Origin of the sequence: Undibacterium sp. Rencai35W (genome assembly GCF_049340185.1) — a bacterium.
GTDB lineage: Bacteria > Pseudomonadota > Gammaproteobacteria > Burkholderiales > Burkholderiaceae_D > Undibacterium.
Genome location: NZ_JBMPPC010000005.1, coordinates 159,806 through 172,145 on the forward strand (window position 1 = coordinate 159,806; position 12,340 = coordinate 172,145).

Below are 12,340 nucleotides of genomic sequence, written 5' to 3' on the forward strand. Positions count from 1 at the left end.
GCGATAAGCGAAGGTTTATCGCCCTTTGAGTTTGCGGGGTACGCATGACGTCTGATTTTTCAATTTCGCAAGAAACTCCCCAGGAGCAGTTTGATATTGGCCCTTTGTCTTGGGTGATGGGTGAAGTCCGCGAAGCAATTACCAGTGCTGGAAAATTATTGTCGGATGCTGTCGTGCAGGATGACGACAGTAAATCCACGATGCTATTGCATGCCAAAAGTTATTTGCATCAGGCGCATGGCGCCTTGCAGATTGTGGATATCGACGGTGTGTCGATTGTTACTGAGACCATCGAGGATTTGATCGAGCGCCTTCAATCGGGGCAACTCGAAATGAGTCCGGCGCATGTTGACGTCATCAACGACGCTTTCCACGCTATTTTGCGTTACCTCGAAGACTTGTTGTCTGGCAGCGCACATCAACCCGTGCGTTTGTTTCCTTACTATCGTGCATTACTCGAATTAAAGGGTGCCGAGCGTATTCATCCTGCCGATTTGTTCTTCCCGTCTTTGTCAGTTCAGGAGCAAATTCCTGAGTTGACCATCGCACATCATGTCGCTGCTGTGAATTACACCAGCCTGAGACAACGTTTTGAAAAACTCTTGCTGACTGTTTTAACCAGCAAAGATAATGCGCAGCAACTGCTTGCCGTAAAGGCGATGCACGATCTGATCGGTGAGATTGAGCATGCACAGGTCACTCCGCAAGCGAAAGCTTTCTGGCTGGTGATGCGCGGCTTTGCCGAGGCGGTTGCACAGGGTGCGATCGAAAATAAACAATACGTAAAACAAATTTTCGGACGGATTAATTTGCAGATTCGCCGTCTTGTGGACGGTGTTTCCAGTATTCCTGAGCGTTTGCTGCGAGATGCTTTGTTTTTTATTGCGCAGGTCGATCACCCCTCAGCTTTCGTCGCACAAATTCGCCGCGCATATCAGCTCGATAATCAGGTTCCGATTGATTACGATCAAAAAAACTATGGCAAGATTGCCGCCAATGTGTTGGCGACTGCCAAAGAGCAGGTGGGTAGTTTAAAAAATCTGTGGGGCAGAATTGCTAATGGCGATGCTAGCGTCTCAGATCGCTTTGCTCAAAAAATGAAAGACCTGGCTGAGAATGGTGCAAGCCTGAACTCAGCTCCCTTGTCGAAGTTGCTCCGTGAACTGAGTGGTATCGCACGCCATGCCGCTCACACACCGGAGAAGGGCAAGATCGGCATAGAGCTCGCAACAAGCTTATTGTTTGTAGAAAATGCACTCGACCATATCTCACGTTTGCCAGACCATTTTTCCGAACGTGCGGACGAAGTAACGGCACGCTTGTTGTCACTGGTTTCCGGTGATGAACCGCCAACTCAAGCCGCCTGGATGGGTGAAATTTCACGTGAGGCGCAACAAAGACAAACGATGTCGGTACTGGTGGCAGAAATGCAATCCAGTCTGCGTCAGGTTGAAAAAACTCTGGACGAGTACTTCCGTGATCCGGCTAGTGTCGATGTATTGTCACCTGTTGATCCGATTTTGCATCAGATTGGCGGCGCTCTGGCTATCCTGGATCAGGATGACGCCATGCTTGCTGTCGAACATGCCCGCAAAGTCATTGCAAATTTCTCTGAAGTTGCCGGTACTGAACATGCGGAAAGCGCTCATCAAAATGTCGCACAAAATATTGGTGCACTGACTTTCTTTATCGAGATCTTGCAATCTCAACCAGATACAGCAAAGAAAAAATTCAGTTTTGATGCGGATGCTGGATTGTTACGTTCCAGATTGCTGGAAAAGAGTGTAGAGAAAGAATTGCTTCCCTCTTCACTGAATGAGTCTGCCGGAAATGTTGTTCAGGCGCCGTTATCCGAGACGGTCGTTACCGCAGAACAAGAGCTGGTCAATCAGCAGCAGCAATCGTCAAAGCTTGTTGCTTCTTTGATGGAAGAGCCAGAAAACCGTGAGCTGCAGGCACAGCTAAAAGATTCACTTGAGTCGGAGCGCTCGGTTGCTACCCTTCTTGATGATGCTGATGCGAGTACACGTGCTCGTGCGGCGATTGATTTGCTGGGGCAAGCAGACTCGACTATTTCTCAAGACGCACTCAACCATATCGTAGCGGCAACGACGCACGTTGTCAGTGAACCTGCGCCTAGTTATGTTCCTGAGCTGCCTGCCAATGATGATGCGATTGATGCTGAGTTGTTGGAAATATTTTTGATGGAAGCAGATGAGGTTCTTGGCTTTGTCAGAGAAACTGTGCCAGCATCGAGACGCGATCCGGGTAATCAAGAACATCTTACAAGTCTGCGTCGCTCATTCCATACTTTAAAAGGCAGTGGACGCATGGTTGGTCTGACCGTCTTTGGTGAGGCTGCATGGAGTATCGAACAGATCATGAATATGTGGCTGTCCGAATCACGTGATGGTAACGAGCATTTGTATGCCTTGCTAGACCGAGCTGCAGACGAAATGTTTGCCTGGGTCGAGGATTTGAAGCATGTGGGATTCTCCAGTCGCAATGGATTAGCTCTGATTGCCGCAGCAGAACGCATTAAAGCCGGTCAGGATTTCCAATATATAGAAACTGCCAAAGCAGAAGTGGCACCTCCTGTTATTGAGCATGTTGTAGTCGAACCTGTTTTGGCTGAAGGTGCTCATCCTGCACTGGATGACGCTCACACTGATTCGCCCGCTCTGGTTGAGCTTACTGCTGCTGTAGAGACGGCAAACTCCGTGCCGGAAGAGGCTGAGATCGTCATTGAGGCGGTTGCCGCCTTCGATGCGGATGAAGAAGACCCGGTGAGTGACAGTGTTGATCATGCGATCACTGTCTCTGATATTACTGTACTTGAACCAACATCATTAAGTCCGGTTGATCGCCAGGAAATTACGGAAGCGCCTACTTTAATCGAAGCAATTGATTTCATCGAACCTGTCGTGTTACCCGACTCAGCATCAGTCCCTGAAGCACTCGTTGCAACAGATAGCCTCGATATACCGGAAGTTTTATCGGCAGAACCAGTTGTTCTTGATGTGGTGGCAGATACCGCAGCTGAATTGCCTCAGGATACTGCCGCGGTGCTTGAGACTATCGTACATTCGGATGCTGTTACTCACCATGAGACTTTGTCAGAAGTTACCGCGATAGCACCTGAGCCATTGGCAAATCTCGTTGCGGAAGCGGCATCGACTGCGCAGATCATTGAGTTCCCAGATTTATCCAAGCCTTCTGAAGCGCAGGATGATAACCTAAAACGTATCGGCGATATCGAGATCAGTTTGCCTTTGCACACGATTTACATGGCAGAAACGGATGAAATTGTCCGCTACCTGTCACAGGATTTTGCTGAGTGGCGTCATGAGCCACATCGCAACGTATCCAAACATGCGGTGCATGCAGCTCATTCTTTAGCTGGCAGCTCTGCTACGGTAGGTTTGAAGTCGGTTCAAGAGCTTGCACACAGTCTGGAAATGGTTCTTCAGCGTTTAGAGCGTCATCCTGTGGTACTAGACAATGCAGAGTTTGACACACTGGATCACGCAGTTGAAACCGTGAAGCAGATGTTGAAAAAATTCGGTTTGTCTGAGCTTGCAGAGCATGCATCGACCGAAGTTCGTCAGCTGGATAAATTATTGCTTGCTGTCATAGCGCGTTCGGATGCCGGTGCAGATGATGAGTTCATTACCTCTACAAACGAAAAACTCGATATCAACGATTTAGCTGAATTGGATATCGCCGGAGAAGCTTCTGCAGTTGAATTGCTACCTGAACCAACGACAGATGCTAATTTAGACAAACCAGAAGAGAGTTTGCTAGATCTGGACACGCAACGTGCGATTGCTGCAGATTTGCTTGAGCATCCAGATGTAATTATTGATGTCACTGCAGACGCCTTGCCTGAGGCGCTTATTGAACCAGTTTCTGATGAGCCAGTCGTTGAGCCGCCAGTTCAGGTTGAACCAGAGTCAGTGGTCAGTGTAGATACTGCGATACCAGAGCTAGTTGCAGAGCCTGTTATTGCGCCGCTAGTGCCACAACACCAGGAAGTTGCGGCGGGTACTACATTTGATGCAGCACCATTGACATCAGATCCCGATTTGCGGATCAAAGATGATCTGGATCAGGATCTCTTGCCAGTGTTTATCGAAGAAGGTCATGATTTGTTGCCTATGGTAGGGCAGCTATTGCGCTCATGGCAGCAACAACCGGAAGAAACGGCTATTCCTCAATCCATCTTGCGTCTGATGCATACGATTAAAGGTAGTGCACGGATGGCGGGTGCGATGGAATTGGGGCAGCACACCCATGATATGGAAACGCGTGTGGAGAATCTTATGCACGCCGGTGGCGGAGCAGCGCGTCAGCCACTGATGGATGATCTGGTCATGCGTCACGACTACAGCATGCAACTGTTTGATCGCCTGCAGAATCCGCAGTTACAAGTAGTTGCGCCTGTTGCCGCAGAAGCGCTGACAGCAGCACAAGAGCTGGATCAATTCCAGGAAGCGCTGAGTCAGGATGCAACAGCTGCTACCAGTTCGGCCGATACCGTGTCGGCCCCGAAAGAATTGGTCAGCCTTGCACCTGTAGTACCTTTAAAGGCATCAAATGCCGTCAGCAATTTTGTGCCTGGTCGTGCGGCAGTCACCGCTCCAGCCGCACCTGCAGGCCCTGTGCCATTGGTGCGTGTCCGTGCAGATATTCTTGATCGTCTCGTCAATCAGGCCGGTGAAGTTTCCATTTCACGTTCTAAGTTAGAAAATGAAGTGGGCACACTGCGCACCTCATTGACGGAGTTGACCGAAAACGTGAACCGTCTGCGTGCGCAATTGCGTGAAGTCGAGATTCAGGCAGAAACTCAAATTACTTCGCGCATGGCGATGTCTGGCGACCGCGAATTTGATCCTTTGGAATTTGACCGCTTTACCCGTTTGCAGGAACTGACTCGCATGATGGCTGAGAGCGTCAGCGACGTGGCCACGGTGCAGACCAACCTGACGCGTACGATTGATGGCGCATCGAACGACTTGCATACGCAAGCACGTCTCACACGTGAATTGCAACAGGATCTGATGCGTGTCCGTATGATTCCGTTTGCGAGCATTGCCGAGCGTTTGTACCGGGTAACCCGCCAGACGTCGAAAGAAGTCGACAAGCGTGTCAATCTTGATATCCGCGGAACATCGGTTGAGATTGACCGTAGCGTTCTGGAAAAAATGATCGGACCGTTTGAACATTTATTGCGTAATGCAATTGTTCACGGCATCGAAACACGTGATGCACGTCGTACCAGCGGCAAAGAAGAAATCGGTGAACTCTTAGTTGAAATTCGTCAGGAAGGTAATGAAGTTGTGATCCACTTCAGCGATGACGGACAGGGCTTGAACTTGTCACGTATTCGTGAAAAAGCCAAAACAGTTGGCTTGATTGGTTACGACGACAATGCCAGCGATGCCGACGCCGTTAACATGATTTTTGAACCGGGTTTCTCTACTGCTAGCGAGGTTACCGAGTTGGCAGGTCGTGGTGTCGGTATGGACGTAGTGCGCTCTGAGGCGGCATCTCTGGGCGGTCGTGTTGCAGTGAGCTCCGTCGAAGGTAAGGGTGCGCACTTCACCATTCACTTGCCATTGACTCTCGCCGTCACTCAGGTCGTTATCTTGAAATCCGGTGGAAAAACTTTTGCAGTGCCGTCCGTTCTTGTTGAGCAGGTACAGCAATTGAAATCTGCAATGCTGGCGACTGCTTATAATGATGGCGCGATTATGTGGCAAGGCGCTCGCGTTGCGATGCATTATTTGTCATCGATGTTAGGTGAGCACGAGGTGGCACCGATTGCGCAGCAATATTCACCTATCTTGATCATGAAGAGCGGTGCAGAGCGCGTTGCGATTCACGTCGATGATATCGTCGGTAACCGTGAGGTCGTTGTTAAAAATATCGGCCCGCAGTTAGCGCGTATGACCGGTATTGCCGGCGCTACGGTACTCGGCTCTGGTGAAATCGTGCTAATTCTGAATCCTGTGCCTTTGGCGCACAGAATGGAACATGAACATGCCCGCCATCCTACTCAGCAAGCAACTCAGGATAATCCTGAAATGGGTGCAGTTGCTAATCTCAGTGCCGGTACTGCGAATGCAGAAGTCGCACCAGTCCAGGGCTTACGTACTCAGCATACGATCATGGTGGTTGATGATTCATTGACGGTACGTCGCGTTACCCAGCGTTTGCTGACACGTGAGGGATATCAGGTGGTACTGGCCAAAGACGGTATTGACGCTCTGGAGCAACTGCAATCGGTCACACCGGATGTCATGCTGGTTGACATCGAAATGCCACGTATGGATGGGTTCGATCTGACTCGTAACGTTCGTAGTGATGCGCGCACCAGTCACATTCCTATCATCATGATTACTTCACGCACAGCAGACAAGCATCGTAACTATGCACAGGAGCTGGGAGTGAACGAGTACTTTGGTAAGCCCTATCGTGAAGATGATTTGCTCGGAGCAATTACACGTTTTGTAAGTAAAGAAGCGGTTGTCGTATAAATAAACCGTGCCGAATGTCTTCTAGAGATCATCCTCCAGATGTAAATTTAAAAATGCACCTTGCTCAAGGTGCATTTTTTTCGTCTGGCTTTTTTACTACTGCATAGCGAGCCAAAGTCGCTTTGCGCGCCAGATCATGTTCGACGACGGGCAGCGGATAGTCTTTTCCCAAAGTCAGTCCAGCCGATCGCAATGCATCCGTGCTCTGCAGCCATGGGGCATGAATTTGTTTGTTGGTGAGCTTACCGAGTTGGGGTAAATACCGGCGGATAAATTTACCTTCCGCGTCAAATTTTTCAGATTGCGTGACCGGATTAAAAATTCTGAAGTAGGGCTGCGCATCACAACCGGACGAGGATGCCCATTGCCAGCCCCCATTATTTGCAGACAAATCAAAGTCATTCAAATGCTGTGCAAAATAACGCTCACCCCAGCGCCAGTCGATGCCCAAGTCTTTAATTAAAAAGCACGCCGCGACCATGCGTAGACGGTTGTGCATATATCCTGTCTGATTCAATTGTGTCATTGCCGCATCGACCAGCGGATAGCCCGTACGCGCCTCGCACCAGGCCGCAAACAGATTTTTTGCCTGCTCACCCTGTTCCCATTGGATCGCATCGTAGTCTTTCTTAAAGGAGCGTTCCACAACATGAGGATGATGATGCAGGATCTGAAAATAAAAATCGCGCCAGATCAGTTCTGCCAGCCAGACTTGCGCTCCACCAAGATCGGCAGCAGTGCGCATACAGGTCATTGCTTCGCGCACCAGATGTCTCACCGATACGGTACCAAAGCGCAGATGTACCGACAGATAAGAGGGGCCTTTTACCGATGGATAATCTCTTGCCTGACCGTAGCGCTGTATCCGTTGTAAAAAATCATCGAGTAATGCCGCCCCCCCGGACATGCCGGTTGGCACGTTCATATGTGATTCCGGAGCGTCATTAAGTCCCAGCTCTGCCAGGCTCGGGATAGCGGTCAGTGCAGCAGGCAAATCTGCCGCAAAACGGTTTGCGTAAAGGTCGACGGGATAGGGCTTGCTATAAAAATCGCTTCCTTCGGCATAAAATTTCTTCAGCCAGGCATTTTTATACGGTGTGAATACGGAAAAAGGAGTTCCTGCGAGCGACAAGACTTCATTTTTCTCAAAAATTACCTGATCCTTACGCGTGTACATTGCGCAGTCAAAGCTCTGCAGTCTCTGCTTGACAAGAGCGTCACGCCTGATTGCCTGAGGCTCGTAATCGTGATTGGCAAATACCGCGTTGATGTTTAGCTCTGCTGCCAGTGCAGGGATGTCTTCCTCGGCAATACCGTAACGTACGATGAGCTTTCCGCCCAGTTTCGCCAGTGCTTGCGCCAGTTCCTTGATACTTTCATAAATAAACCAGACACGTCTGTCATTCGGCGCTAAATCCTGCAAGATGCTCTTGTCAAAAATAAAAACGCAATACACCGCCTGGCTATGTTTAAGGGCAGCATACAGGGCAGCATGATCAAAGCAGCGCAGATCGCGCCGGAACCAGACCAGAGAGCGGTCGACAGTCAGTTGAGAAGTGGTCATCGTAGTATGAAAAATTATGATTCGTTATGTTGAGATAGCGCTGATTGTCTCAGAGCGTGATTAGCTCGCTTTATCGTCAGCCAGATAACCACCCATGCGCCCTAAAAGATGCCCAAAAGCAGAACAAAGTAGGAATATCCAGCATTTTGCCGCAAGCACAGACATCGAAAAAACAGCCCAAAAATGCTAAAATGAATGCATGGCGAAGTTAATCAAAAATCCCCACTCTGAATTATCGGCAGAATTCGTACAGCAAGAGCCAGATGCTCCTGTTGATGCCGCTGCTGACACATCCCCCGGCACATCCGGCAAGGCATCTCAGTCCGATGCCACTTTAAATCTCACCAATCATTTCTTGATTGCAATGCCATCGATGCAGGATCCGATTTTTGGCGGCACAGTGATTTATCTGTGTGAGCACAATCAGCGTGGCGCGATGGGACTGGTCATCAATAAGCCGACTGACATGACGCTAGCGGGTTTATTTGATCGTATCGATTTAAAACTTGAAATTATTCCTGATTCTCACCCTATGCGCCAGCAGCCTGTGATGTTTGGTGGACCGGTGCAAGATGATCGTGGCTTCGTTTTACATGCGCCTGCCGGCAAGTTTTCATCCTCGCTTAGAGTCACGGATCAGATCGCTTTCACTACGTCGCGCGATGTTTTAGAAGCGGTTGCATCGGGTGATGGCCCTGCGCAAGTCCTGGTCAGTATCGGCTACGCAGGCTGGAGTGCGGGTCAACTTGAGCAGGAAATAGGTGCGAACGGATGGCTGACTGTTGCCGCTGATGCCAGGATTATGTTCGAGTTACCAATTGAAGATCGTTTTACCGCTGCGATCAAATTACTCGGTATTGATCCGATGATGCTAGCAGCCGATGCAGGGCACGCCTGATGAATGCTGTCGCCAATGTATCTGGCACCATCCTGGCATTTGATTTCGGATTAAAACGTATTGGAGTCGCAGTCGGTAACACCTTGCTGCGACAAGCTCAGGCTTTAAAAATCATCAGTGCCGCGACCAACGATGGCAAGTTTAGTGAAATCACACAACTGATCAAAGACTGGCAACCCGTACTATGCGTCGTAGGCCTACCTACGCATCCTGATGGCGCCGGGCACGAAATGACGCTACGTTGCACCCGATTTGCCAATCAGCTGCACGGTCGTTTTACTGTGCCGACGATCTTAGTCGATGAACGTTATTCTTCTGCTGTGCTGAGCGCCAAACGCGGCGAACATATTGACGCACAGGCAGCCGCCCTTATTCTGCAACAATATTTTGACCAGACCCCATGACCTCCTTTACGCAATTACCCGATGCGGAAACGCTCTACCAGCAATTGCTGACACAAATTAAAGCGCGTGTTGCCGCCGATGAGCATCTCGCTATCGTTGGCATTTACTCTGGCGGCGCCTGGCTGGCAGAGCGTCTGGTCGGTGATCTTGGCCTGAAGGGCAAGCCCGGCTTTATCGATGTTTCATTTTACCGTGACGACTATGCGGCTAAAGGCTTGCACGCTGAAGTGAAGCCTAGTCAGATTCCGTTCGATGTCGATGGCGCCAGCATTATTCTGGTCGATGACGTGCTCTACACGGGACGCACAACACGCGCCGCAATTAATGAATTATTTGACTATGGTCGTCCCGCAAAAATCATGCTGGCGGCTCTGGTCGACAGAGGCGGGCGCGAGTTGCCGATTGCGGCAGATTTCGTCGCCCATACTGCCGAATTTGAAAAAAACTGCTCCGTCAATCTGCAGCGTGCAGACGGTGGTCAACTTAGCTTCTCGATAGATCATGCATAATCCCCAGCTCAATAAAAACGGCGAACTCCAGCATCTGCTGACCATCGATGGCTTGCCAAAATCCATCGTCAATCACATTCTGGATACGGCCTCCTCCTTCGTTAGCGTGAGTGACCGCGAAGTCAAAAAAGTCCCGTTGATGCGCGGTAAAAGCGTGTTCAATCTGTTTTTTGAAAACTCGACACGCACCCGCACCACGTTTGAGATTGCCTCCAAACGTTTGTCTGCCGATGTCATTAATCTGAACATTGCCGCATCAAGTACGAGCAAAGGCGAATCACTACTCGATACCATCGACAATCTGGCGGCGATGCATGCCGATATGTTCGTGGTACGTCATGCGACTTCGGGTGCGCCCTTCCTGATCGCCAAACACCTGAACGACACCAGACAAAATCATGTTCACGTAGTCAACGCCGGTGATGGTCGTCATGCCCACCCGACTCAGGGTTTGCTGGACATGTACACCATTCGTCACTACAAAAAAGATTTCACCAATCTCACGGTGGCGATTGTCGGCGACGTATTACACAGTCGCGTTGCACGATCGGATATTCATGCACTGACGACGCTCGGCGTGCCAGAGGTGCGTGTGATCGGGCCACGTACCTTGTTGCCGGGCGGTCTGGAGCAAATGGGCGTACGCGTCTTCAATAACATGGACGAAGGTCTCAAAGGTGTGGATGTCATTATCATGCTGCGCTTACAGAACGAGCGTATGAGCGGTGCCTTGCTTCCTTCGGCACAAGAATATTTTAAGAGTTATGGACTGACGCCGGAGCGCCTGGCGCTGGCAAAGCCTGATGCGATTGTTATGCATCCCGGGCCGATGAATCGCGGTGTTGAGATTGATTCCGCTGTAGCCGACGGCCCGCAAGCAGTGATCTTGCCGCAGGTGACATTCGGTATTGCTGTGCGCATGGCGGTCATGAGCATTGTTGCGGGCAATTAGCCATTCTGCTGACAACACAAGCGAACACCGCGAATATCCACGGCGCAGCACGCAACATAGTGTCAGTATGCGCGGGATCGCAAGCAAAAATAAGCGAAAAAACACGTGAAAGAACAAGTATGAAAATACATATCAAAAACGGTCGTCTGATCGATCCTGCGAATCAGGTCGATGCAGTGAAAGATGTATTTATCGCCGCTGGCAAGATTGTGGCGGTTGGTCAGGCGCCTGCCGATTTCGTTGCGAATAAAACGATTGATGCGACGGGATTGGTCGTCGCACCTGGCCTGGTCGATCTGAGTGCCCGCTTGCGTGAGCCGGGATTCGAGTACAAAGCAACGCTGGAATCCGAGTTGCAGGCCGCCATGCGCGGCGGTGTCACGAGTCTGGTCTGTCCGCCCGATACCGACCCTGTGCTGGATGAATCCGGTCTGGTCGAGATGCTCAAGCAGCGCGCCAGGGTACAGAATAAAGCTCATGTTTATCCCCTGGGTGCGCTCACTATCGGGCTGAAGGGCGAAGCACTGACAGAAATGGCCGCACTGACTGATGCCGGTTGTATCGGTTTTTCGCAAGCCGAAGTCACGATTGCCGATACCAATGTGTTGCAGCGCGCTTTGCAATATGCCAGTACATTTGGCTACACCGTCTGGCTGCGTCCACAAGATGCCTTCATCGGCAAAGGTGGCGTAGCGCATAGCGGGCCTCTGGCATCACGCCTTGGCTTGGCTGGTGTGCCCGTGATGTCGGAGACGATCGCTCTGCATACCTTATTCGAACTTATGCGGGCGACTGGCGCCAAAGTGCATCTGTGCCGCATTTCGTCCGCTGCGGGCCTGGAACTGATCCGGCAGGCGAAGAAAGAGGGACTGCTTCTGACCTGCGATGTCGGCGCACATCATGTGCATCTGACTGATGCGGATATTGGGTACTTCGATTCGAATGCCCGTCTGACGCCGCCCTTACGCACTCAGCGTGATCGCGATGCGATTCGCCAGGCTTTGCTGGATGGCACGATTGACGCCATTTGCTCTGACCATACTCCGGTTGATGATGATGAAAAACTGCTGCCGTTCGCCGAAGCCTCACCTGGTGCAACAGGGCTGGAGTTGCTACTCTCGCTGTCATTGAAATGGGCGGAAGAGAGTCGTGGCGATGTGTCGTTATCGCAAATGCTGTCGACTATTACGCATGCTGCGGCGAAGGTTGCTGGCCTGAGTTGCGGTCAACTGGCTGTCGGATGTGTCGCTGACGTCTGCCTGTTTGACCCCGCGACGCGCTGGACAGTCGATGCCAAAGTGTTGGCGAGTCAGGGCAAGCATACCCCTTTCCTTGGCTATGAATTGCCCGGCGTCGTGAAGACAACGATCGTCTCTGGTCATATCGCGTTTGATGCGTCTTAAGTGTAGCTCCATTCAAACTCAGTTGAGATTCGGTTGAAACTCAGTTGAGGTTTCTGAGTGTCAGATCAGAT

Annotated in this window: 7 protein-coding genes; 6 read left to right on the forward strand and 1 reads right to left on the reverse strand. The window is 50.7% G+C overall.

Annotated features, from left to right (window positions below):
• Positions 1–44: 44 nt before the first annotated feature.
• Entirely contained in the window at positions 45–6,539 is a 6,495-nt protein-coding gene (locus tag ACO0K3_RS12625; RefSeq protein ID WP_422985079.1) for an Hpt domain-containing protein, read from the forward strand.
• 64 nt (positions 6,540–6,603) lie between these two features.
• On the opposite strand, the gene ACO0K3_RS12630 is transcribed toward ACO0K3_RS12625, so the two are convergent.
• Complete coding sequence (locus ACO0K3_RS12630; RefSeq protein ID WP_422985081.1) at positions 6,604–8,103, reverse strand: cryptochrome/photolyase family protein; 1,500 nt, start codon at positions 8,101–8,103, stop codon at positions 6,604–6,606.
• A gap of 199 nt (positions 8,104–8,302) precedes the next feature.
• On the opposite strand from ACO0K3_RS12630, the gene ACO0K3_RS12635 reads away from it, so the two are divergent.
• From ACO0K3_RS12635 to ACO0K3_RS12655, 5 genes are all read left to right on the forward strand, one after another.
• Positions 8,303–9,001 (forward strand): YqgE/AlgH family protein, encoded by a 699-nt coding sequence (locus tag ACO0K3_RS12635; protein ID WP_422985083.1) that lies wholly within the window; start codon positions 8,303–8,305, stop codon positions 8,999–9,001.
• Complete coding sequence (ruvX, locus tag ACO0K3_RS12640; protein ID WP_422985085.1) at positions 9,001–9,405, forward strand: Holliday junction resolvase RuvX; 405 nt, start codon at positions 9,001–9,003, stop codon at positions 9,403–9,405. Before ACO0K3_RS12635 ends, ruvX begins: the two co-directional genes overlap by 1 nt.
• A complete protein-coding gene (pyrR, locus tag ACO0K3_RS12645) occupies positions 9,402–9,914 on the forward strand; it encodes a bifunctional pyr operon transcriptional regulator/uracil phosphoribosyltransferase PyrR (RefSeq protein WP_422985087.1) in 513 nt (170 codons plus the stop codon). The genes ruvX and pyrR overlap by 4 nt, the downstream gene beginning before the upstream one ends.
• Positions 9,907–10,866: an aspartate carbamoyltransferase catalytic subunit gene (locus tag ACO0K3_RS12650; RefSeq protein ID WP_422960325.1), complete on the forward strand. Its 960-nt coding sequence runs from the start codon at positions 9,907–9,909 to the stop codon at positions 10,864–10,866. The genes pyrR and ACO0K3_RS12650 overlap by 8 nt, the downstream gene beginning before the upstream one ends.
• Before the next feature lie 119 nt (positions 10,867–10,985).
• Positions 10,986–12,269: a dihydroorotase gene (locus tag ACO0K3_RS12655; RefSeq protein WP_422985089.1), complete on the forward strand. Its 1,284-nt coding sequence runs from the start codon at positions 10,986–10,988 to the stop codon at positions 12,267–12,269.
• The last annotated feature ends 71 nt before the right edge of the window (positions 12,270–12,340 follow it).